Genomic DNA, 23,516 nt, shown 5'->3' on the forward strand with positions numbered 1-23,516 from the left:
CCCTAGATGAACGCGGCCCCCGGCGGGACCCACGGGCGGGACAGGTGAACGGAGCGCACGGACCCTCATGAAGCTGATCAAACGGATTACCGACTGGGAGCGGGGTCTGCGCGCCTATTACAATACCGACCTGTCGACGCCGGAGAACCGGCGGAGGGCGAATATTTACAATCTCTGGTTCGATCATGCCGTGCTGCGCAAGGTGTGGACGAATTTCTTTCCCGTGGCTCCGGGTGTCTACCGCTCGAACCAGCCGACGCATGAGCGGTTCGTCAAGCTCAAGGCGATGGGGATCAAATCCATCCTGAACCTGCGGGGCGCGGGGGGGGCTGCGCATTACCTCGTGGAGGAGGAAAGCTGCCGTCAGCTGGGGCTGAAGCTGGTGAACGTGACGTTCCACGCCCGCCACGCGGCCCCGCGGGAGGATATCCTGAAGGTGATCGACGCGTTCCGGACGATCGAGAAGCCGTTCGTCATGCATTGCAAGTCGGGGGCCGACCGGGCCGGGTTCGCCTCAGCCATCTACCTGATGGCGATCGAGGGGCGGCCGGTGTCGGAGGCGCGGCGGATGCTGACGGCGAAGTATATCCACTTTCGCTGGACCAAGACGGGGGTGCTTGACTACATCCTCGACCTTTACGAGGCGCGGCAGGCCGAGACGGGCATTTCCTTCGAGGACTGGGTGCGGTCGGAATACGAATTCAAGGACGTGCAGAAGACGTTCAACGAGACGAAGCGGTCGTTCTTCTGAGATCAGTAGCGGCGGGCGAGGCGTTCCGGGTCTGCGCCCGCGAGGTAGCGCAGGAGAAGGGACAGGTTGCGTGCGCCGCGCCTCAGCCAGCCGTCGCGGCGGTACCTGTCGGCGCTGGTGGTGACGGTGTCGGGCAGGATTGTCAGGCGACGGCCGAGTTTGCGAGCTATCGCCACGTCTTCCATCAGAGGCTGATCCGGGTAGCCGCCGGTGGCGTCGTAGTCCGCACGTAAAATGAGCAGGACCTGGTCGCCATAGGGCAGATGAAAGAGGCGCGAGCGCAGGTTCGCCCAGCCGGCCACCATGGCGGCGGCTGGGCCGGAGGTGTCGAATTTCAGCCGGAAATGCCCGGGGCGGCCGGTTGGCAGGTGCGCGAGGACGATATCGGCCCAGCCGGTCGGAAGGACGGTGTCGGCATGGAGGAACAGGAGCCAGTCGCCCTGCGCCGCCTCGGCCCCGCGCCGCAGTTGGCCGCCGCGCGAGGGTGCGCCGGTGACGATCTCCGCCCCCGCCTCCCCGGCGATGGTCAGGGTCGCGTCGTCCGAGCCGCCGTCGGAAATCACCAGCTCGCGGATCAGCCCCGCCGACAGCCCCTCGGCCAGCGCCGGCAGGCTGCGCGCCAGTGCCGTTTCGGCGTTCAGGGTCGGGATGACGACCGACAGTTTCGCGCGCATGACTCTCCCCTGTTGTCGTGGCCGGTGGCACCTATATTACGGAAGGGACGGAAACGGGAGGCACGATGACACGCGCGATCTATGAAATCACCGGCAGCGATGCCGAGCATTTCCTGCAAGGGCTGGTGACCAACGATGTCTCGAAGCTGGGCGAGGGGCCGGTCTATACGGCGCTGCTGACGCCGCAGGGCAAGTATATCGCCGATTTCATCCTTGTAAGGCGGGGCGAAACGATTCTGCTGGATGTCGACGGTTCGCTGGCCGAAGACCTCGTGAAGCGGCTGAGGATGTACAAACTGCGCTCGGACGTGACGATCGAGGAGAGCCCGCTGAAGGTGTTCCGCGGCACCGGGCCCGCGCCCGAGGGCGCGCTGGCCGATCCGCGCCATCCGGAGCTTGGCTGGCGGCTTTACGGCGACGAGGACGGCGATGACGGCACCGATTTCGATGCCATCCGCGTGGCCTATTGCATCCCCGAGACCGGGGTGGAGCTGACGCCCGACACGTTCATCCTCGAGGCCGGGTTCGGCCGGCTGAACGGGGTGGATTTCCGCAAGGGCTGTTACGTCGGGCAGGAGGTGACCGCCCGGATGAAGCACAAGACCGAGCTGAACAAGGGGCTGGTGCCGGTCAAGGTGGAGGGCGCGGCGCCGGTTGGGGCCGAGATCACCGCCGATGGCAAGCCTGCCGGGACGCTTTATACCCAGGCCGGCGGGCGTGGCATCGCCTATCTGCGGTTCAACCGGGCGAAGGGCGCGATGCAAGCGGGCGAGGCGACCGTCACCTACGCGGAATGAACCTTCGGGCGCAGGTCGAAGCGGCGCTTGGGCGGGGGGTTGTTCGAATCGCGCCCCTGCATGGCGGCGACCTGTCAGAGGTCGCTCGCGCCGATCTTGAAGGCGGCGATCCTGTGGTGGCAAAGGCCGGTCCGATGGTGGAGCGGGAAGCCCGGATGCTCCGTGCGATGTGTATGGCCGGTGCTCCGGTGCCAGAGGTATTGCATGCCGGGCCGAATCTGATCCTGCTGGAGTATCTGGACGAAACCCCGCCCGGCCCGGAAAGCTGGCGCGCGTTGGGGGCCGCACTGGCCCTGCTGCATGGCTCCGAGGGCGAAAGCTACGGCTGGGCCGAGGATTACGCCTTCGGACCGGTCGAGATCCGCAACGGTTTCAAGGACACATGGCCCGCCTTCTGGGCCGAGAACCGTCTGCGACCATTCCTTGGCGCAGTGCCCGAAGAGACGGCGGCGCGGCTGGACGCGCTATGCGAGCGTCTGCCAGAGCTGCTTCCGGAACGGCCGCGCCCTGTCCTTCTGCATGGCGACATCTGGACCGGCAACGCGCTCTTCTCGGGCGATGACGCCTATTTCATCGATCCGGCGTGTTACTATGGCGACGGGGAGGTCGACCTGGCGATGCTGCACCTGTTCGGCCAGCCCCCGGCCGAAGCGATGAACGGCTATGGCCCCCAGCGTGACGGGCATGAGTGCCGCCGGCCGATCTACCAGCTTTTCCCGGCACTCGTGCACCTGCGCCTTTTCGGCGCAGGCTATCACGGCCTGGTGTCGCGGCTGTTGGACCGCGCAGGCGCCTGAGGATCAGGCGCGCTCGGCGTAGTCCATCGTCTCGGTGTTGACGACGATATCCTCGTCGGGGCCGACGAAGGGCGGCACCATCACCTTGACCCCGTTGTCGAGCACCGCGGGCTTGAAGCTGTTCGCCGCCGTCTGGCCTTTCACCACTGGCTCGGTCTCGACCACCTTGCAGACCACCTTCTGCGGCAGCGTGGCGTTCAGCGCCTCGCTTTCGTAGAATTCCACGGTGATGGTCATGCCGTCCTGCAGGAACGGGCGGCGTTCGCCGAGGATGTCGGCCGGCAGTTCGATCTGCTCGTAGCTTTCGGCATCCATGAAGATCAGCATACCGTCGCTTTCGTAAAGGAACTGCTGGTCCTTCTGCTCGAGTCGGACACGCTCGACCTTGTCGGCGCTGCGAAAGCGCTCGTTAAGTTTCGAGCCGTTGCGCAGGTTGCGCATCTCGACCTGCGCAAAGGCGCCGCCCTTGCCGGGTTTGACATGTTCGACCTTCACGGCGCTCCAGAGACCGCCGTTGTGCTCCAACACGTTGCCGGGGCGAATTTCGTTTCCGTTGATCTTGGGCATCGTGACTTTCCCATGTCAAAAGGTTGATCATATTTGGCACATCCCTATATCTGGGGATGCAAAGGTGGGCAAGACGACGAAATCTCGTGCTGCAGGTGCAGAATGATATGCAAGAAATGCAACCAAGCTATGCAGTACAGGGCTATCCGAATCGAACAAACTTCGTCATAACCATCGCCACGCCGAAAAGACAAGAGCAATAAAAGCAAGGACGAATCATGAAAGATTTCGTTGACGGCACGGCCTTCAATGCCGAACAAGGCAACCGTGCTCGCAAACTTTTCGCGGCCGTTGTACTGGCCGCGCTGGACGATGCCATTTCTGACGACAAGAAATATGGCAACGGTCCGGAACAGATCGCCCGGTGGGCGCGCTCGCGCGACGGGCGCGAAGTGCTGAGCTGTGCCGGCATCGACCCCAACGAGCGGGTTGTGACCGGCCTGATGGAATTCGTGTCGAAAGGTGTTCGCACGTCCGTCGCGCTGTCGCGCGAGGAAAGCGAGCGCCGCAATGCTGCCGCGGCCTTGGCCGCTCATGCCGAAGCTGCCTGACACTTCTTTTTCCTGACTTGACGAAAAGGCCCTGCCCCCTGCGGCAGGGCTTTTTCTTTTCCGAGTGGCATTCCGCAACGTTAGGCGTTGAACCTAGGGGCGCCAGTCGCACGATGCTGACCCAGTACGGTCCGGTCGGGACGATCATGGCTTCCCCCGCGCAGTTGCGCCTAGTATCACGGCACGGCGCAGGATGAGGGTGCGGCATGGCAAGATCGATCATGATTCAAGGCGCCGGCTCGAATGTCGGCAAGTCCATGATCGTGGCCGGCCTCGCGCGGGCCTGCTCCAATCGCGGGCTCAACGTGGCACCGTTCAAGCCTCAGAACATGTCGAACAATGCTGCCGTCACGGTGGACGGTGGCGAGATCGGTCGGGCACAGGCCTTGCAGGCGCTGGCAGCGCGCAAGCCTGCGCATACCGACATGAACCCGGTGCTTCTGAAACCCGAGACCGATACCGGTGCACAGGTCATCGTCCAGGGCAAGCGCTTCGCCACACTGAGGGCGCGGGACTATGCGGCGCGCAAACCGAGACTCCTGAAGGCGACGCTTGAAAGCTTTCACCGGCTCGGCCGCGATACCGATATCGTGTTGGTCGAAGGCGCCGGAAGCCCGGCCGAAATCAACCTGCGGGCGGGCGACATCGCCAACATGGGATTTGCCGAGGCGGCGGGCGTGCCCGTAATCCTGGTCGGCGATATCGACCGTGGCGGAGTTATTGCCCAGATCGTCGGCACGCAGGCGCTTCTGGAACCGGAAGACGCCAGGAGGATAAAGGGGTTTGCCATCAACAAGTTCCGAGGCGACGTGAGCCTGTTCGACGAGGGTCTGGCGGAGATCGAGCGGCGTACCTGCTGGCCATCGCTGGGTGTCTTGCCCTGGTTCGGGGACGCCTGGCGCTTGCCGGCCGAGGACGTCATGGACCTCAAGAACCGCCCCGGCGGGCGGTTCAGGGTCGCCGTGCCGCGGCTGGGCCGGATCGCCAATTTCGACGACCTCGACCCGCTGTCAGGCGAACCGCATGTCACGGTCGAGATCATTGAGCCAGGCCGCCCCCTCCCCGGCGATGCCGACCTCGTGCTGATCCCCGGCAGCAAGTCGACCATTGCCGACCTCGCCCATTTCCGCGCGCAGGGCTGGGATATCGACCTGACAGCCCATATCCGGCGCGGTGGACACGTGATGGGGATTTGCGGCGGTTACCAGATGCTGGGGCAGACAGTAGCCGACCCAGAGGGCATCGAAGGCGCACCGGGCGAGGTGGCGGGGCTGGGGCATCTCGACGTCTCCACGGTAATGCTGCCCGAGAAGCACCTTTCGCTGACGCGGGCCACGTATCGGCCGACCGGTGGCGCGGTCGAGGGGTACGAGATTCACCTGGGTGAAACCACCGGGCCCGATTGTACACGGGCGTGGCTGGATATCGGCGGCAGGGCCGAGGGGGCGGCCAGTGCGAACGGGCGCGTACGGGGGTGCTACCTGCACGGGCTGTTTGCGTCAGACGGGTTCCGGGCGCGGTACCTGGAAGAGCTGGGCGCGCCGTCTGACCTGTTCTTCACCGACAGCGTCGACCAGGCGCTCGACGCGCTCGCCCACCATATCGAGGCGCATGTCGACGTGGATTTGCTTTTGAAGCTGGCCGAACCGGTGGGGGCAGACGCCTAATCGATTCCCTGGGTCATCAGCGCGCGGTGAATCTCGCGGCGCACCAACTTGCGGACATTGCGGGTGATCCGCTCGCCGAGAGCGCCCTGAAGCTCCTGTCGGACGATCTCGCTAACCATGTCGCGCAGCGCTTCCTCGTCGAGCACGGCATCATCGGAGTACCAGCCAGAGTCGTCAGCCACGTTTTTCGGACCTTGGGAGCCCTCATCAAGGCTGTCAGGTTCCACCGATGCGGATGACGCCTCCTCGAGCCTGTCCTGCGCCAGCGGGGCCGCGGGTTCGGCCTCCGGTTCAGGATCATATGCATAGGCCGACAGGTCCTCTGCCGTGTCGTCTTCCTCGACATCCTGCCAGGGAAGGGGCGCTTGCGGGGCGGCGGCGTAGTCACAGTCCGAGGATCCGTCCGGCTCCCACTCGTCGTCCTTCTCGGCCACGGCCGTCTCGAAACCCGCAATGCGCGCTTCAAGCTCTTTCAGGTCGATCTCGTCCGTGGCGTCTTCCGACAAACCGTCGAAATCGGCCAAGTCATCCACGGCCCCCAGATCATCTGCCTCCGCGACAGTCTCGGAAAGGGCAAGATCAACATCCGCGGCGTCCCGGTCATTGCCGAGCCCATCCCTGGCCTCCGGTTTCGGGCCGCTCTGCCCGGCAAACTCAGACGCGTCGCGGTCAGTCCTGGGCCTGGTGTCCTGATCCCCGAACCCCCGTCGGATAAACTGCGGAAGATCCTTCAGAATTTCCGCGTCGGCGTCCTGAAGCCGAGAGGGGGTCTCGACGATTTCTGCATCTTCGATTCCGTCGGATCGGTCCACGTCCCACTGGCGGGCCTCGGGCGCCTCGATATCCATGTCGGCAGATGCATCTTCGTCTTCGGGCTCGTCCACCCGCTGTGCCGGTGTCAGCACGAGCCGCGCTTCCTGTGGACGCGGCGCCGCCTCGGCCGTTTGACGATGTTGTTGCGTACCATCGCGGTCATCGGCTGAGACGAGACGACGTATGGATGACAGAACGTCTTCGATTTCGACATTCGTTACGGGGTCTGACATGCTCAATTACCATTCTTGCCTGCGGGCAGTTTATCGCCCGGGGCCAATTCGCACAACAATTTAGGGAGGATTCTATTCTTTCCCTAGCGCGCGCAACACACGGTCGAGTTTCTGGCCCTGCGGGCTGATCGGCACCGGGGCGTCCTTCACGAGGTCGTAATAGGTCGCGGGGTCATAGGTGCGGACGTTCAGGCGCAGGTCCTTCGCCGTTAGCTCGCCAATAGTTTCCAGAACGGTATAGGCCGCGATGTAGAGGTCGGTCTCGGCCGAGATGAGGCCCGCCTGCGCGTCGAGCAATTCCTGTTCCGCGTCGAGCACGTCGAGCGTGGTACGGGCGCCGAGCTTGGCCTCTTCCCGCACGCCGCGGAATGCGACGCGGGCGGCACGGACCTGCTCCTGCCCGGCCTGACGGCTGGCCTGGGCGGCGCGGAGGATGGCGTAGGCGTTGCCCACATCCTCGATCACCTGCTTACGGGCCACGTGCAGGGCGCCACGCAGCGAGTCGGCCTGCGCCATCGCCTGCCGCTTGGCCGAGCTGAGCAGACCGCCCTGGTAGATCGGGCCCGAGACGGTCACGCCGATGCTGCCCGAGCGGGTATAATCGGTACCGTCGATCTCTTCCCCGGCACCGAGCCGGGTGGTCAGGCTGACGCTCGGCTTCATCGCGGCTTCGGCGGCGGCCACGGTCAGGTCGGCGGCGGCCACGTCATATTGCGCCTTGCGCATATCGGGGTGGTTGCGCACAGCGATGGACTTGGCCGCGTCGATGTTGCCGGACAGGTTCGGCAGGCTTTGCGGCGCGCGCAATTGGCCCGGCGCGCGGCCCACGGCGTTGCGGAACTCCTCGACCGCCTGAGTCAGGTCGCCCTGCGCCGTGGCCAGCCCGCTTTGGGCCGAGGCCAGCCGCGCTTCGGCCAGCGCCACGTCGGTGCGGGTCACCTCGCCCACCTCGAACCGGTCGTTGGCCGCGCGCAATTCCTGCCGCAGCAGGCGCAGGTTGTTCTGGCGCACCGAAACCAGCTCGCTGGTGCGGCGGACGTTCATGAAGGCGGCCACGGCCCGCAGCAGCACCTGCTGCTCGATGTTGCGCAGCGATTCCCGCGTGGCGAGCACGGTTTCCTTGGCCGCCTGCAGGCGCAGATTGGTGCGCCCGAAGTCAAACAGGAGCAGGTCGAGCGAGATGCCGAGATTCAGGTCGTTGCTGTCGGCCCCGCCGGTGATACCGCCCGACCGCGTGGTCCCGAAGGTACGGGTGATGTCGGCGGACCAGTTGATGATCGGCCGCAGTTCCGAGACGATCTGGGCGACGCTCTCGTCGGCCGCCCGCAACAGTGCACGGTTCTGCTCCAACAGGCCGCTGTTCTCGTAGGCGCTGACCAGCGTGTCGGCCAGGGTTTCCGCGTTTGCAGCAATCGGCTGAACCAGCCCGATCATCACGGCGGAGATGGCACCGAATACGCGCGTCTTGAACGTAACTTTCATATCAGCGCTCTCCTGCCGTACTGATTATCGTTAAAGAGTGAACGCAGTATGTCGCTCGAACCCTGGTAGCACTGGCGCGCCGGCATTGAATGCGAAACGCCACGTCATCCTTCCGTCAATCTTATAACCGATGCGGACCGCGCCCAAGGACCCTTCCATGAAAAGACAGGCAATACGCCCGCCGTCCTTGAGTTGATCCGTCAGGCTTTCGGGCAGATGCGCCACGGCGCCCTCGATCACGATTACGTCAAACGGGCCGTGTTCGGCGGCACCCTCGGTCAGCGGACCTTCGTGCACCGCGACATTGTCGGCGCCAAGTTCCGGCAGAAGCGACTGCGCCTCGGTTGCCATCTCCTTGACTTCTTCGACGGCGACGACGGCTTGGGCCATATGTGCCATGACGGCCGCCGAATAGCCGAGCGCACTGCCGATATCGAGCACGAGTTCATCTTGCTGAATGTCGAGCGCGTCGAGAATCTTGGCCAGGGTTCGCGGGTCGAGAACAACACGGTTCCCGCCAAGATCAACGTTATCTCCCATATATGCCGCTTCGCGCAGATGTTCCGGTACGAAGGCCTCTCTCGGCACCGAAAGCATGGCATTTATGATCGGAAACTTCGTGACGTCGGACGGCCTAATCTGAGTGTCGACCATCATCGTCCGGCGGGCAGCGTAGTCAGTCATGTTGCTAAACTCTTGCGTTCAGTCCTGTCTCGAACGTTCTGACACATATCCCCCCAACCCACAATGTCAATCAACCCCCGAAGCCCCTTCTCGGGCCTTGCGAAAGGCTGGCCGATCATATAACTCGATGCAACCACTTGAGAGACGGCGAGTTGGCGGAGTGGTGACGCAGCGGATTGCAAATCCGTGTACACCGGTTCGATTCCGGTACTCGCCTCCACCTGCCCGAAGCTCAAATTGCAAGGGGATCGGCAAGCGTGATGGCCGCGCGCCCAACCTGCCCCATCTGCTGGTCGATCTGAGCTGCCAGTTCGCCGGCGGCGAGGGTCGCGATACGCTCTGGCAGAGTGCCGAGGTCTCCAGTGCGGGCCACCACCTTGATAGATCGCGAGAATCCCGGACCGGGCAAGGGACGGACCACGAGCGGCATCCGCTCGACAAAGCCGTCGATCAGCAGGCTGGGCGTGAGAATGGTGAACCCCAGCCCCTCGGCCACGCAGGCCGTCACCATGCTCGACCGGTCGGCCTGGATCACCCGCGGAGCCGTCAGCTTGAGACGGCGCAAATGCTGTTCGGTGCGCCGGCCCACGCTGGTGGTGGCGGCGAAGCGGACCAGCGGCAGATGGGTGAGGATGTCCTGCAGGCGCCGTGAGGGACCGATGTAACTTTGCGGCAGCACCAGAAGAAAATTCTCGGTCAGGACATCGTGCCGCTCGAGCCCGTCCATATCGTAGAACGGGTTAGACGTGATCACCAGGTCGGCGCGCTTGGTGCGCAAGAGCGTCTCGTGATCTCCGCTCTGGCCCGCGTGAAGAGTCAGGTCCTCGACCGCGATCTCGGACTTCAGCAGGCGAACGAGCGGCGGGGTCAGGGTGGTGGCGATCGAGGCCAGCATACCCATCCGCAGAACATTGATCGGCTGCGGCCCTTCGTGGCGCATCGAGGTGGCGAGATCCTCTACGGAGTTGAGGATGCGCTGTGCGTGTCGCAGGCAAAGCTCGCCCGCCTGGGTGAGGCGCACCGGCCGCACCGTACGGTCGACGAGCCGCGCGGCGCAGGCCGCCTCCAGCGAGGCAAGCTGTTGGGAGGCAGCCGATTGCGTCATTCCCATCAGCCGCGCGGCCTGGGTGAATTGCCGGGTTTCGGCAATCGCGACAAAGACTTCCAGCGCCGTCAGCAGGTTCCGGTCAGAGGCGAGCCGGGTGGTGATTTTCGGCAGCTTCATTAGAGTTCCTAATACTGTCGCGTTTTCATTGCCCGAGCGGGTGGGTTTTGTCCATCCTCCCGACATTATCAGGGAGAGTATCGTGACACGCAGAGGCAAGCGACGCAGTGAGGAGGCCAGAGCCGGGTCACCCCGCGCGCCGTATCTCGACCGCAATGTCGGCCCGCTGCCCATCCTGGCGGAAGAAGGCCTGCAGATCATCGAGGCCAATGCCGATCGGATCCTCGCCGAAACCGGCATGGAATTTCGCGACGACCCCGAGATCCTGAGGATTTTCGCCAAGGCCGGATGCGACGTCGATGGCGAGCGGGTCCGCTTCACGCCGGGCTTCTGCCGCGAGACCATAAAGGCCACCGCCCCGGCGCAGTTCGCGCAACATGCCCGCAACCCCGCGAACTCCGTTCAGATCGGCGGCAATGCCTCGGTGCTCTGCCCCTCCTGGGGGCCACCTTTCGTGCACGACCTCGACCACGGGCGACGCTACGCGACCTATCCCGATTTCATCAACCTCGTGAAGCTGCACCAGACGATCCCGTGGCTGCACCATTCCGGCGGCGTCGTCTGCGAGCCGGTCGACCTGCCCGCCAACAAGCGACACCTCGACATGCTCTATGCCCATATCCGTTGGTCCGACCGGCCCTTCATGGGCGCATTCCTCGGAGCCGAGAGGGCCAGCCACGCGATCGACATGGCGCGCATCCTGTTCGGCGAGGCCTACGTGGCAGAGAACGCGGTGCTCTACTGCGTTTCCAACACCAACGCGCCGCTTGTTATGGATTCGCACATGTCCGGCGCCCTCAAGACCTATGCCCGCGCCGGTCAGCCCGTCGCCTGCACACCGTGGACACTGACCGGAGCGATGAGTCCCTCGACCGTGGCAGGCACGCTGGCGCAGGTTCTGGCCGAGGCACTGGCGAGCCTGACGCTGGTCCAACTTATCAACCCCGGCGCACCCTGCCTGATGGGCTCCTTCGCCTCGACCATGTCGATGCAGTCTGGTGCGCCCACCTTCGGTACGCCCGAAGCGGGGCAGATGATACTCGCCGCAGGGCAACTCGCCCGCCGCCTTGGCGTGCCGCTGCATTCGGTTGGCACGCTGTCGGCCTCGAAATTGCCCGACGCGCAAAGCCAGCAGGAGGCGACATGGGGCCTGATGATGGCGCTCTTCGCGGGGGTCAACGTGGTCAACCACGCGACCGGCTGGCTGGAAGGCGGGCTTGTCACCGGGTTCGAGAAGACGATGATTGACGCCGACCTGTGTGGAAAGATGATGCGGTTCTTCGCCGGCATCGACCTGTCGGAGAACGCGCAGGCCATGGCCGCCATCGCCGCCACCGGCCCAGGGCAGCATTTCCTCGGCTCGGAGCATACGCAGGCCAATTTCCTCTCGGCCCTGTTCCGACCCGACCTGCCCGACAACAACTCGTTTGAACAATGGAAGGCGGCAGGCGGCCTCGACATCGCACAGCGCGCCAACGCGCTGTGGAAGGCCAGGCTGGAAGCTTACGAGGACCCCGGCCTCGATCCCGACATCGACGATGCGCTGAAGGAATACATCGCGCGCCGCAAGCTGGAGGTCGCGGATGCCGACTACTTCTGAGGCGCGGCGCACCGTCATCATCGGCGGCGGGGCGGTGGGCCTGTCTCTGGCCTATCACCTGGCCCGGCGGGGGGCCGAAAACGTGCTACTGCTGGAACGCAGCCAGTTGACCTCGGGCACCAGCTGGCATGCCGCCGGCATCGTCGGGCCGCTCAGGGCCACGCCCAACATGACCCGTCTGGCGATGTATGCCAGCGAGCTGTTCCCGAGATTGGAAACGGAGACGGGCCTATCCACCGGCTATCGCGTCACCGGCGGCTACTGGCTGGCGCAGGTTCCCGAGCGGATGGACGAACTGCACCGCATTGCCGCGCTGGGGCGGCATTTCGGACTGTCGCCGGATATGATCACGCCCGACACCCTCCGCGCAGCCCTCCCCTGCCTGTCGACCGACCATTTGCACGGTGTCATGGCCGTGGCCGAGGATGCCAGCGTCAACCCTGTCGACCTGTGTATGGCCTACGCCCGTGCGGCAAGATCCAATGGCGTCGAAATCCGCGAAAACACCGGTGTGAGCCGGCTTTTGACCGAAGGCGACCGGGTGCGTGGGGTGGTGCTTGACGACGGCCCCGAGTTTCACGCAGACCAGATCGCGCTTTGCTGTGGCGCATGGTCGAAGCGGCTGGCGGCAACCGCCGGCCTCGCCCTGCCCCTGCAACCGGTCGAGCATATGTACGTGGTCACCGAGCCGCGGCAGGAATTCGACGGTTTCCCGGTGCTGCGCGACCTTGATTCAGGCGTCTACATCAAGGGGGATACCGGCAAGCTGGTCATCGGCGGGTTCGAGCCCGACGCCAAGTGCTGGAATCCCGAGGGGCCAGAGGGCAACCGGCCTTTCCTCGAACTGCCCGAGGACTGGGAACAGTTCACCCCCTTCATGGAGGCCGCGCTCAAGCTGGTCCCGGCTCTGGACCACACCGGTATCCAGCATTTCATGAATGGGCCCGAAAGCTTTACCAGCGATACGCGCCCGCTGATCGGCGCCGCGCCGGGGGTGGACGGGCTCTACGTCGCAGCCGGGATGAACTCGGTCGGGGTGATGTCCTCGGCCGGCGTGGGTCGGCTTCTGGCCGACTGGATGGAAGACGGGCATCCGCCGATGGACGCGTGGGAGGTGGACGTCGCCCGGGCCGACCCGCTGGCGGCCACGTCCGCCCACATGGCGGAGCGGATGAAGGAGGCCGTGGCCGACCTCTTCACCCTGCACTGGCCCTACAAGCAGCCAAAGGCCGGCCGCGATCTGCGCCGCTCGCCCCTGCACGACCGGTGGCAGGCGCAGGGTGCGGTCTTCGGCCTGACCGCCGGGTGGGAGCGCGGGCTCTGGTTTGCCGAGACCGACGACGAGCACACCCTGCCCTATGCCACCGGCGATCAGCCGTGGTGGCCCCTCGCCGCACGCGAGGCGGCGCGGATGGAACGCGGCACGGTGCTGCTGGACCTCACGCCCTTCACCAAGCTACGGGTCGAAGGGGCCGGCGCGCTGGACCAACTCAACCGGCTCTGCCCGGCGCAACTGGACGTGGCCGAGGGGCGGGCCGTCTATACCCAGTTCCTCAACCCCCGCGGCGGCATAGAAGTCGAGGCAACCGTGACCCGGCGCGAGCCCGACCAGTTCGACATCACCACCGCCGCCGCGACCCGCTGGCGCGACCTTGCCTTTTTCCGCCGCGCGCTCGACGGCATGGCCGTGACGGACATGACCGAGGGTTTCTGCGTGATCGGCGTGATGGGCGCGGGTAGCCGCGACGCACTGCGCGCGCTCACCCCGGAATGGCCCGGCATGCCCTTCGGCCATGCCCGCGCCGTCACCGTGGCCGGTGTCGAGACCTTCGCGACCCGGCTGAGCTTCGTCGGCGAACTGGGCTGGGAGTTACGCGTGCGCAATGAAGATGCTCCGACACTCTTTGATGCCCTCATCGAAAGCGGTGCCCGCCCGATGGGGCATTATGCGCTCGACGGGTGCCGGATCGAGAAAGGCTTCGTCCATTGGGGCCATGATGTGGGCCCCGAGATCACCCCGCTCGAGGCGGGGCTGGGGTTCAATATCGACTGGTCGAAGGATTTCACCGGCAAACCCGCACTGGAAGCGCAGCGCGGGCAACTTGCCCGCCGTCTCGTGCTCTGCGAGGTCGAGGGCGGTCCGCTCGTGCTTCATGACGAACCCGTGTGGGAAGACGGCCGGATCGTCGGCCTTACCACCTCCGGTGCCCGTGGGCCGCGTACCGGGCTGACACTGGCCTTCGCGATGGTCGAGGTGACAGACGCCCCGATGACCGGGCGGCGCTTCGAGATCGAAATAGCCGGCCAGCGGTACCAAGCCAGACCATTGGCCCGCCCGCCCCATGACCCCGAAGGCAAAAGGATGCGCGCATGACCGACGTGCAGGTTCTCATCATCGGCGGCGGCGCGATGGGCGTGTCGCTGGCCTATCACCTGGGCAAGGCTGGCTGGTCCGACGTGGTTCTGACCGAGAAGAACGACCTGACCCATGGGTCCACGTGGCACGCGGCGGGGCTTTGCACGCATTTCGCCCATAACGCGACCATCCAGGAATTGCGCGCCACCTCCGTGCGGCTTTACCGCGATATTCTGCCGGAAGAAACAGGTCAGAACTGCGGTTTCCACCGGTCCGGCGCAATGCGGGTAACCCGCAACCCGGACAGGATGGACGAGTTTCGCCATGTTGCAGGCTTGTCTGATTTCACAGGTTACCCACTGGAAGTGCTGACGCCGGAACGTATCGCCGAGTTGCACCCGTTGGCGCGGCTCGATGGCCTGTTGGGCGGGATATACGAACCCGATGACGGCCATGTCGACCCGACCCTCGCGACGCAGGCCATGGCCGAAGGCGCGAAGGCGCGCGGCGTCAGGTTCCTCCGGCAAAATCCGGTGATGTCGATCACTCGCGAGGACGGCATCTGGCGCGTGGAAACGCCGAAAGAGACATTCCGCGCCCAGCATCTCGTCAACGCCGCCGGCACCTGGGGATGGGAGATCGGGCACATGATGGGCCTCAACATTCCGTCAGTTCCCGTGCTGCACCAGTATCTCGTTACCGATACGGTGCCAGCGGTTGCCGACCGGATCGCGCAAGGCCTGCCCGAGCTGCCCATCATCCGCGACCCAGAGGAAAGCTGGTACGTCCGGCAGGAACGTGACGGGCTGATCCTCGGCCCCTACGAGAAGGAAGCACAGGTCTGGTCGGTCGACGGTGTGCCGCCCGAATTCGGCGCCGACCTGATGCCGCCCGACCTCGACCGGGTGGAGCATATCATCGAGGCGGCCATGGCCCGCGTGCCGGCGCTGGAAACCGGCGGGGTCAAGTCGGTCATCAACGGCCCGATCACGTTTACGCCCGATGCCAACCCTCTGATCGGCCCCGCGCACGGGGTCGAGAATGGCTGGCTGCTGACGGGCTCGTCGATGGGGGTGATGGAGGGCGGCGGCGCGGGATGGTTCCTGGCCCACTGGATGACCCACGGCGCGCCGCCGATGGATGCGCTCGCCGTAGACTCGCGCCGCTTCGGGCCATGGGCCGACCGCGAGTACCGCGTCGCCAAGGCCATCGAGTGTTTCGGCCTGCAATTCGGCGTGCATTACCCGTTCGAAGAGCGCCCCGCCGGCCGAAACCTGCGCCTGTCGCCGCTGCATGACCGGATGCTGGCCCGCGGCGCGGTGATGGGCGCGGCCCATGGGTGGGAACGGCCCAACTGGTTCTCCGACACGCCCGGCGACGTGGCCCATGAAAGCTTCCAGCGCACCAACTGGTTCGACCCGGTCGTGCGCGAGGTCGAAGGCCTCACCAACCGGGTGGCACTGGCCGATCTGTCAGTTTTCTCCAAGTTCGAGGTCACTGGCCCGGGCACGGCCGACTTCCTCGACACGCTCGGCGCCAACCGCCTTCCTGCCCTGGGCCGTGTCGGGCTGATCCATACGCTCACCCCCGTGGGCGGCGTCGCCTCGGAATTCACCGTCGCGCGGCTGGCGGAGGACGCGGCCTACCTGACCAGCGCCGCCGCGGCGGAAGAGATGGATCACGACCTGCTCAGAGCTCACGCCGCCCGCCACGACGTCCGCCTGCGCAACGTCACCGAAGAGATCGGCGTGATCGGCCTGATGGGCCCGCAATCCCGCGCGGTCCTGGCCTCGGTCTGCGATGCCGACCTCACCGACGGCTTCCCCTGGCTCACCGTGCGGGAGATCACGGTCGCAGATGTCACCGTTCGCGCGCTTCGGGTCTCCTATGTCGGCGAACTGGGCTGGGAGCTTCATGCCCGCGCCGCCGACCTGCCCCGGCTGTTCGACGCGCTGGAGGCGGCCGGCCAACCTCACGGGATCGGCCTATATGGTGCCTACGCGGCCAACGCCATGCGGCTCGAGAAGGGCTACCGGGCCTGGGGCAGTGACCTGACGACCGAGCGCACACCGGACGAGGCGGGCCTTGGCTCCCTGATCCGCACCGAGGACCGCGACTTCCCCGGCCGCGAGCACCTTTTGCAGCGCATGGAGAGCCCCGACCGCTGGGAGATGGTGCTGCTCCGCCTCGAGAGCGGTACGCTCGACCCGTTTTATGCCCATACCGTGCGCCACGAAGGCCGGCCCGTCGGCATCGTCACCTCAGGCGCCCACGGCCACCGTACCGGCCTGACACTGGCGCTGGCCTACCTGCGCACCCGCGGCCTGCGCGAGGGCCTGACCGTCGATATCCTGGACCAGCGCTTCGACGCCAACGTGCTCGACCGCCCGCCCTTCGACCCCGACAACACCCGACTGCGATCCTGAAGGAGAGATGAGATGACAGAGCTTGCCACCGACTGGAGCACGGAAGGCACGGCCCGCCGCCGCGACACTTATTATGCCGCGACGCTGAAGAAATTCGTGCCCTTTCGCGACCCGATCGTCTTCAAGAAGGGTTCGATGCAGTATCTGTGGGACGCTGAGGACAACAAGTATATCGACCTGCTGGGCATGAATGTCTGCATTTCGGTCGGCCACTCCCACCCGACGGTCGTGAAGGCGGCACAGGCACAGGCGGCCGAGCTGACCCATTGCACCACGATGTTCTACCACCCGGTGCCCGCCCACCTGGCCGAGGAGCTTGTCGAAACCCTCCCGAAGGGGCCCGACTGGGTCGTGCATTTCTGCAATTCCGGCGCCGAGGCGATCGACCTCGCCATGACCATCGCCCGCACCCACACCGGCAATCTCGACCTGCTGGCGCTGCGCACCGCCTATCACGGGCCCACCGCGGCGGCACAATCCGTCACCGGCATTTCCGGCTGGCGCCATCCCGGTATGCCGGGCAACGTGGCCTTCGTGGCCGAACCCAACCAGTATCGCGGCATCTTCGGCGAGAACGCGGGCGCCGCGCCCTATCTCGACGAGATTGATCGCACCATCGCCACCGCCACCAACGGGCGACTGGCTGGCATGCTGGTGGAGTCGGTGCAGGGCTACGGCGGCATCATCCCGATGCCCGAGGGCTACATGTCCGGCGCGGCCGAGCGGGTGCGCGCGGCCGGCGGCCTCTACATCGCCGACGAGGTGCAATCGGGCTTCGGCCGAACCGGCGACAACATGTGGGGGTTCGAGGCCGACGGTGTGATCCCCGACATCATCGTCATGGCCAAGGGCATCGGCAACGGTTTCCCACTCGCCGCCGTGGTGACGAAGCGCGAGATCGCCGAACCGATGGCCGAAAAGTTCCTTTTCCACACATACGGTGCCAACCCGACCAGTTGCGCGGCGGGCCGGGCAGTGCTTCAGGTGATGCGCGAGGAGAAGGTTCAGCTCAACGCCCGCACCGTCGGGGCGGCCCTTCTCGAACGGCTGCAGGACCTGAAGCAGAAACACGAGGCCATCGGCGACGTGCGCGGCCGCGGGTTGATGCTGGCCATCGAAATGGTCAAGGACCGCAATACAAAGGAGCCCGACCGGGAGACGACCTCGGCCGTGTTCGAGGCCTGTCGCGAAAGCCGGCTGATCCTGTCGAAATCCGGGCCGACACAGTCGGTTCTTCGGATGGTGCCGCCGATGTGCCTGTCTCTCGACGATGTCGACGAGGTGGCCGACGGGCTCGACCGGGCTTTCTCGGCCCTGGGCTGAGCCGGCCGAACAGAACGGTCGGCTAGGCCGCCTGCCCGTCGGTGAATTGCAGCCGGGCCAGCCGGGCGTAGAGTCCGTCCTCGGCCACCAGGCTGTCATGGGTCCCCTCGGCGGCAATCCGGCCCTGATCCATCACGATGATCCGGTCGGCCTTCTTCACCGTGGCCAGCCGGTGTGCCACGATGATCGTGGTGCAGCGGCGCGCCATCCTGTCCACCGCGTCCTGTACCGCCCGTTCGCTTTCGGCGTCGAGCGCGCTGGTTGCCTCGTCGAGCAGCAGAACCGGAGCGTCGCGCAGGATCGCGCGGGCGATGGCAATGCGCTGTTTCTGCCCGCCCGACAACATTACCCCTCGTTCGCCGACATAGGTGTCGTAGCCGTCCGGCAGGGCGGCGACGAAGTCATGCGCAGCGGCGGCCCTGGCGGCAGCCTCGACCTCTTCATCCGAGGCATCCAGCCGACCGAACCGAATGTTCTCGCGCGCGGACGCGGCGAAGATCACCGGGTCCTGCGGCACCAGCGCCAGCGCCTTGCGAAACTCCGGCCGCGCCATCTCGTTCAGCGGCACGCCGTCGAGGGTCACTGTGCCGGACTCCGGGTCGTAGAAGCGCAGGATCATCTGGATGATCGTGGTCTTCCCCGCCCCCGACGGGCCGACGATGGCCACCGTCTCGCCCGGCGCGATCGACAGGCTGAGATGGTCAAGCGCCGCGGTCTGCGGGCGCGATGGGTAGGTGAAACTCACATCGTGGAAACCGATCGCCCCCTGCACGCTTTCCGGGAGGCTACGGGGCTCGGCCGGATCCTGAACCGCGTCCTCGGACCTCAGCAATTCGATCAGCCTCTCGGTCGCCCCGGCGGCGCGCTGCAGCTCGCCCCAGATTTCCGACAGCGCGGCCACCGCACCGGCCACCATGACCGAATAGATCACGAACTGCACCAGCGTCCCCACGCTCATGCCGCCAGCCCGAACGTCGCGCGCACCGATCCACAGCACGCAGACCACTCCGGTGAAGACGAGGAAAATGACGATGATCGTCATGAGGGCGCGGGTCGAGATGCGGCGGCGGGCCGAGGCATAGCTTTCCTCGGTCACCTCGCCAAAACGGTCGCGGCTCGCGCCTTCATGGGTGAAGGCCTGCACCGTCTGGACACTGGTCAGGGCTTCCGAAGCATTTCCGGAACTCCGCGCGATCCAGTCCTGGTTCTCGCGGCTGAGATGCCGAAGGCGGCGCCCGAGCGTCAGGATCGGGACGATGATCACCGGCACGATCAACAGGACCATCAGCGTGAGTTTGGTCGAGGTGACAAGCATCAGCGCAAGTCCGCCCGCGAAGATCAGCAGGTTGCGCAGCGCGATCGACACGGAGGACCCGATCACCGACAGGATCAACGTGGTGTCCGTTGTGATCCGGCTCAGCACCTCGCCGGTCATGATGTTTTCGAAATAGGCCGGGCTCATACCGATCACACGGCCGAAGACGGCCTTGCGAATGTCAGCCACCACCCGCTCGCCCAGCCTTGAAACAAGGGCGTAACGAAGCCCAGTGCCAATGGCCAACAGACCGGCGATGACGATCGCGGCCATGAAGTACCTGTCAAGCAGCGCGCCGTCTTCGGCACGGAAATTGTCCACCACCCGGCGCACCGCCATGGGCAGGATGAGCGAGACGGTAGCGGTCAGGATCAGGGCCAGCACCGCCGCACCGGCGAGCATCTTGTAGGGTTTCATGAACGGCCAAAGTTCGGCAAGTGAGCCCACGCTCCTGGACTTGTCCCGTTCGATCCGATCCGCGCCGTTTTCGGCCCTGCGCACCATTTTCTGCCCTCGTATCTCGCTTTCCGGGCTTCTTGACCGGACGATGCTCATGGGTCAAGGCCTCTTGCCATCGCCGGCCAATGGGCCGCACCCGGAACACGGACGGCAACGCCCGGCCGACCTTGAATGGAACAGAAAGCGGACTGGGGGGGGAAGTCGTCAAAATGCGCCGATCCAGCAGCGGGCCGGACAGCGCAGAACACACTTACTCGAGCAGACCTGGAGCGGGCGACGGGAATCGAACCCGTATCATCAGCTTGGAAGACAGATGCGAAGTCTGAGATTTATTTCATGATTTCAAATACTAAATCAACACATTGGGAGGCATTTGTCGGCAGATTGTCGGAAAAGAATTTTTGGAGCGGGCGACGGGAATCGAACCCGTATCATCAGCTTGGAAGGCTGAGGTCTTACCATTACACAACGCCCGCTCAACACTGGAGACCAATATTTCATGCAGATAAAAGGGTCAAGGGCCACGTCGAGAACCGCCAGGACATGATGTCCGGAAAAAACTGAACGCTGCTTTGCCTCCTGCCGTGGCAGTAAATCGGGTAAGCCCAACGCTATTCTTTAAGGCCGAGTAAGCTTTCGAAGTTGCGAGCAGTGTCGGCTTGCGCTCGCGTACTTACTTTTTCCTTATTCACCCATGCTTCCTAAGTCTCGAAATCAAATTATGATGAGGGTATCATCGACGAAACACGCAAAACGCCGAGCGACCATGGCTGACTGGGCAGAGCACACTGGCCAAAACGTTTTTGAAATGTTGAATGCCAATGGCGGACCGGACTTCTGGTTGCGCCGCATAACCTGGGGCGCGACATGCGCTCGAGTAATTGCGGTTGGGAGGTTTACCGGGCCGCCCCCGTACTTCGGTAATCCCTCTATACTGATGGACGTCTACAAGCTTGACGGAACCCTTAAGGACGCCCTTGTTCCCATCCGGGCTCCAGGAACCTATAGGACATGGCGTTGGATATCAGTACCGTCTTGGGTTGGCACGGTGAACTTACGAAGTCTTGACGACCCTAGGATCAAGGAGGCACTCTACAAGCTGGACAAGAAGCGCCATAAACTTCCGGGTATGAGGTATGCCCGAAGCGAAAGTAACGTCGCTTCCTCTAGCTCCAGTACACAGGTGAAAACTTCCCTGACAGTTCCTTTTGCCAGAAAGGATGAAGCTAAGCGTCTTGGTGCTCGCTGGGATCCTGAAGCCAGGACTTGGTGGTTGCCATCGGATGCGCAGAGTGCCTTGCAGAAGGCGCGCGCAGCCGGCTTTCTCTCCGATTAAGCGCAAAACCCAGTGACAGCCGGACGCTCAGTCAGCAGCTGGCCCGAACCCGCCGTTCATCGCACCCAAAACCGCCGCAGCGCAGCTTTCGCATTGCCGCCGTTCGTGGAGATTGCTGCAGTTACATCTCCGCAATGACTGGATCGCGTCATATTCATCGATTAGATGCATTTTGGCTTGAGACTTGACGTCTAGCTGCCGTCTGGGCCGATGCGAAAGTGTTCAATATCCGACCCCGGGGACGGAAACGGCTGCAGGCCACGCGATACAGCTGTCCATTCGCCTTTGAACAGTCTCGCAAGGTCAGCAACTATCTCGCGCTCTAAGAACGCATGCCCGTGGTTATTTGCCCACCAACGGTCGAATGCGGTGAGGTCAATCGTGTCCATCCCAGAGATCAGGAATAGCGGCTCCGCCTGGCCAGCGCGGGTCCGGGCATGGATCTTTCGAGATGCCAGCAGTGCCAAATCCCCCTCTGTAGCTAGTAGCGTAACTGCAGCGGATTGCGCGGTTTGAACAGCCTGCTTCAAGAAATGTCTCGAGACGTCTGGTGCCGCCAAGGCCACGGCCGATGGTTGGCCGATCCATTCGTCCCGCATCAGGTTGGCCAACAAGCGAGAGCCCATGCTGTGCGCGACGAAATCGACCTGCTCGACCCCGTCAGTAGTCGCCAGATCAATGACGAACGAACTAAATAATGGTTCGCTAATCACAATGCTTTCCTCATCAAACAGGTAACTTTTGAACGCTCCAGCCGACGGCCATGACCACACGATGACTACACCTTCAATCTCTGCGTCGCGAGAGAAGGCTAGGCCGGCGCGAACTGCGTCGTCGAAGGTGTTTCTATAGCCGTGAACATGGATCAGAACTTGACCACCAGTGTCTTGCACGGCTGACGATATCAAACCTATGCACGCATCACCTTCAGTAATGGCCGCTCCCCCGAGTAGCCTAACTTGCTCCTGCACGCTACCAATACGGCCAACGCCGGGCGGCGTCAGCTCTCCGCATCTGAGAGTATTCGATGAGTCTTCGGTGTTAGCAAATCGATCGATCAACATCTGCTCACCCGGATCGAAACGTCTGTTGGAGGCAAAAAATACTCTTGCTGGCTTCTCCAGCGAACCTTTCTCTTCGGAATCGTTCGGATCGCTATCTTGATCGAGCTGCTGTTCAAGTTCCTTTATTTCGTCGCGAAGTTGCAGGATCGGCTCAGCATCAACTTTTGAGTTCTGTGAAATCGAGTTGCTCACAGCCCCACGGATGTCAGATGCCTCAAAGCTTCGCCACGAAACGGTTTGAATTCCGCGCTCGAGCGCCTGATCTACTGCCTGATCCGTCGACTCCTGAACAGCCGCAGCTGCTGCGGCTTCAGCTGCGTCAAGTGCAGCAAGCAATCTTCGCTGCTCTCCAGCGGTAAGCGTCTGCCACCAGCTAGAAGAAACCAGCGTTACTCCGATTTGCGTCTTGTACTCTGGAACGACAGTTCCATCCAAAAATAGTTCAAAAACATCATCTCCAACAACGCTTTGCGGAAGAATTGCCGCGTCAGCGGCTCCCACCATGAGCCCAGTTACCACTTCGGCAAATTCCATCTGCATAGGTGCCGCGCCAAGGCTTTCAACGAACGCGACAGAATAGGGATCTGCGGTGACAGTCTTCTTGCCTATGAAATCATCGATGGAAGCTAATTGCGTAAGACTTACCAGTGAGCTTGTTGAGTGTGGCCATAGGCGCAGGGCAAAGACGCCTTCGCCATTAACTTCGTCACGTGCGGCGTCACCAATAACTCCTTGTGTCACCGCTCGTTGTTCGCTGAGGCCGCCGAAAGCGCCGGGGGCAGAAAGGAGTGCCGCTGCGGCGTCCCCTTCTCCAATCTGGTTTTGCAGGAATGCGAAACCGAGCGTGCCGTCGTTCTTCGCGACTACGCCCCTGACCTCGCCGCGGCCAATGAGCACCAGTCTTCCATCACCTGCGAGTTCGAACCCAGCTGAAGCAAGTTCGTCGGTGAGCACGCTGACATAGGCCGACTGTCCAACCGACCTAGGTGTCTCCGCAACAAGCGAGATCGTCTTCTGATCCGTCTGTGCAAAAGCTGCGGACGATACCGAAACAAACCCTGACAAAAAGGCCAGAAGCAGCCTTCGTCGGCATTTGTTAATGAGGATGTTCGCAGGGCGCATCAACTCTTCCACTACGCGGCCGGCAAAAAAGGGAACGAACTCTCGCAAAATCATCGCCCCAAAATCTTAAATCTACTTTAAGTATATCATAGTTCCACCATGAAATCACCCAACTACGCCGCAGCATTTTCTAAGACCGAGACCGGCCCAAAGCGGTTACTCAATTATCCGTCTCAATGCTGCGGTGCAGCCCGCCAATCCAGACCTTCGCTCAAGCTCAGTGATCTTGCCCCCATTTCACCGGACACTCAGGCGGTTGCGTTTTGAGCTGCAA

At 63.7% G+C, this 23,516-nt stretch carries 18 protein-coding genes and 2 tRNA genes; 11 read left to right on the plus strand and 9 right to left on the minus strand.

The annotated features are described in order from the left end of the window. Positions 1-67: 67 nt before the first annotated feature. Complete coding sequence (locus QUV18_RS13300; protein ID WP_300894417.1) at positions 68-751, plus strand: tyrosine-protein phosphatase; 684 nt, start codon at positions 68-70, stop codon at positions 749-751. A 2-nt stretch (positions 752-753) separates the two neighbouring features. Here the strand turns inward: QUV18_RS13300 and QUV18_RS13305 are convergent, their stop codons facing one another. Next, positions 754-1,425, minus strand: a complete 672-nt coding sequence (locus QUV18_RS13305; protein ID WP_300894418.1) for a TIGR04283 family arsenosugar biosynthesis glycosyltransferase — start codon at positions 1,423-1,425, stop codon at positions 754-756. Between the two features lie 65 nt (positions 1,426-1,490). Between QUV18_RS13305 and QUV18_RS13310 the strand changes: the two genes are divergently transcribed. Beyond that, entirely contained in the window at positions 1,491-2,222 is a 732-nt protein-coding gene (locus tag QUV18_RS13310; protein ID WP_300894419.1) for a folate-binding protein, read from the plus strand. A gap of 134 nt (positions 2,223-2,356) precedes the next feature. Continuing rightward, the gene (locus QUV18_RS13315) at positions 2,357-3,019 is read left to right on the plus strand and encodes a fructosamine kinase family protein (RefSeq protein ID WP_366914657.1); all 663 of its coding nucleotides are present in this window, start codon (positions 2,357-2,359) and stop codon (positions 3,017-3,019) included. Between the two features lie 3 nt (positions 3,020-3,022). On the opposite strand, the gene efp is transcribed toward QUV18_RS13315, so the two are convergent. Beyond that, positions 3,023-3,586, minus strand: coding sequence for an elongation factor P (gene efp / locus QUV18_RS13320; protein ID WP_300894421.1), 564 nt, complete (start codon positions 3,584-3,586; stop codon positions 3,023-3,025). 218 nt (positions 3,587-3,804) lie between these two features. On the opposite strand from efp, the gene QUV18_RS13325 reads away from it, so the two are divergent. After that, complete coding sequence (locus QUV18_RS13325) at positions 3,805-4,137, plus strand: DUF6280 family protein (RefSeq protein ID WP_300894422.1); 333 nt, start codon at positions 3,805-3,807, stop codon at positions 4,135-4,137. 206 nt (positions 4,138-4,343) lie between these two features. Further along, complete coding sequence (locus QUV18_RS13330; RefSeq protein ID WP_300894423.1) at positions 4,344-5,804, plus strand: cobyric acid synthase; 1,461 nt, start codon at positions 4,344-4,346, stop codon at positions 5,802-5,804. On the opposite strand, the gene QUV18_RS13335 is transcribed toward QUV18_RS13330, so the two are convergent. The 3 genes from QUV18_RS13335 to QUV18_RS13345 all read right to left on the minus strand — a co-directional run bounded on the left by QUV18_RS13335 (position 5,801) and on the right by QUV18_RS13345 (position 9,016). Next, a complete protein-coding gene (locus tag QUV18_RS13335) occupies positions 5,801-6,850 on the minus strand; it encodes a hypothetical protein (protein ID WP_300894425.1) in 1,050 nt (349 codons plus the stop codon). The two genes, QUV18_RS13330 and QUV18_RS13335, sit on opposite strands and share 4 nt — an antisense overlap. A gap of 72 nt (positions 6,851-6,922) precedes the next feature. Continuing rightward, positions 6,923-8,332 carry a TolC family outer membrane protein gene (locus tag QUV18_RS13340; RefSeq protein WP_300894427.1) on the minus strand — a complete coding sequence of 470 codons (1,410 nt, stop codon included), beginning with the start codon at positions 8,330-8,332 and terminating at the stop codon, positions 6,923-6,925. Between the two features lie 30 nt (positions 8,333-8,362). Beyond that, on the minus strand, positions 8,363-9,016 hold the full coding sequence (locus QUV18_RS13345) for a protein-L-isoaspartate O-methyltransferase (protein ID WP_300894428.1): 654 nt from the start codon (positions 9,014-9,016) through the stop codon (positions 8,363-8,365). Positions 9,017-9,162: 146 nt separating this feature from the next. Here QUV18_RS13345 and QUV18_RS13350 point away from each other — a divergent pair. Continuing rightward, positions 9,163-9,236, plus strand: a tRNA-Cys gene (locus QUV18_RS13350). 12 nt (positions 9,237-9,248) lie between these two features. On the opposite strand, the gene QUV18_RS13355 is transcribed toward QUV18_RS13350, so the two are convergent. After that, positions 9,249-10,241 (minus strand): LysR family transcriptional regulator, encoded by a 993-nt coding sequence (locus tag QUV18_RS13355; RefSeq protein ID WP_300894429.1) that lies wholly within the window; start codon positions 10,239-10,241, stop codon positions 9,249-9,251. 82 nt (positions 10,242-10,323) lie between these two features. Here QUV18_RS13355 and QUV18_RS13360 point away from each other — a divergent pair, with 82 nt between their 5' ends. From QUV18_RS13360 to QUV18_RS13375, 4 genes are read left to right on the plus strand one after another with little or no spacing between them, the layout of a single operon-like run. Next, positions 10,324-11,841, plus strand: coding sequence for a trimethylamine methyltransferase family protein (locus tag QUV18_RS13360; RefSeq protein WP_300894430.1), 1,518 nt, complete (start codon positions 10,324-10,326; stop codon positions 11,839-11,841). Then, complete coding sequence (locus QUV18_RS13365) at positions 11,825-14,215, plus strand: FAD-dependent oxidoreductase (RefSeq protein WP_300894431.1); 2,391 nt, start codon at positions 11,825-11,827, stop codon at positions 14,213-14,215. The genes QUV18_RS13360 and QUV18_RS13365 overlap by 17 nt, the downstream gene beginning before the upstream one ends. Then, positions 14,212-16,623, plus strand: coding sequence for an FAD-dependent oxidoreductase (locus QUV18_RS13370; RefSeq protein ID WP_300894432.1), 2,412 nt, complete (start codon positions 14,212-14,214; stop codon positions 16,621-16,623). The genes QUV18_RS13365 and QUV18_RS13370 overlap by 4 nt, the downstream gene beginning before the upstream one ends. Before the next feature lie 12 nt (positions 16,624-16,635). Next, entirely contained in the window at positions 16,636-17,946 is a 1,311-nt protein-coding gene (locus tag QUV18_RS13375) for an aspartate aminotransferase family protein (RefSeq protein ID WP_300894433.1), read from the plus strand. A 22-nt stretch (positions 17,947-17,968) separates the two neighbouring features. Here the strand turns inward: QUV18_RS13375 and QUV18_RS13380 are convergent, their stop codons facing one another. After that, the gene (locus QUV18_RS13380; protein WP_300894434.1) at positions 17,969-19,765 is read right to left on the minus strand and encodes an ABC transporter transmembrane domain-containing protein; all 1,797 of its coding nucleotides are present in this window, start codon (positions 19,763-19,765) and stop codon (positions 17,969-17,971) included. Between the two features lie 357 nt (positions 19,766-20,122). Next, positions 20,123-20,196 (minus strand) — tRNA-Gly (locus QUV18_RS13385). Between the two features lie 653 nt (positions 20,197-20,849). Here QUV18_RS13385 and QUV18_RS23570 point away from each other — a divergent pair. Further along, entirely contained in the window at positions 20,850-21,056 is a 207-nt protein-coding gene (locus tag QUV18_RS23570; RefSeq protein ID WP_366914658.1) for a DUF5710 domain-containing protein, read from the plus strand. Between the two features lie 191 nt (positions 21,057-21,247). Here the strand turns inward: QUV18_RS23570 and dctP are convergent, their stop codons facing one another. After that, positions 21,248-23,296, minus strand: a complete 2,049-nt coding sequence (gene dctP / locus QUV18_RS13390) for a TRAP transporter substrate-binding protein DctP (protein ID WP_300894435.1) — start codon at positions 23,294-23,296, stop codon at positions 21,248-21,250. Positions 23,297-23,516: the final 220 nt, after the last annotated feature.

The sequence above is a fragment of the Roseovarius sp. genome, assembly GCF_030373445.1.
Taxonomy (GTDB): domain Bacteria; phylum Pseudomonadota; class Alphaproteobacteria; order Rhodobacterales; family Rhodobacteraceae; genus Roseovarius.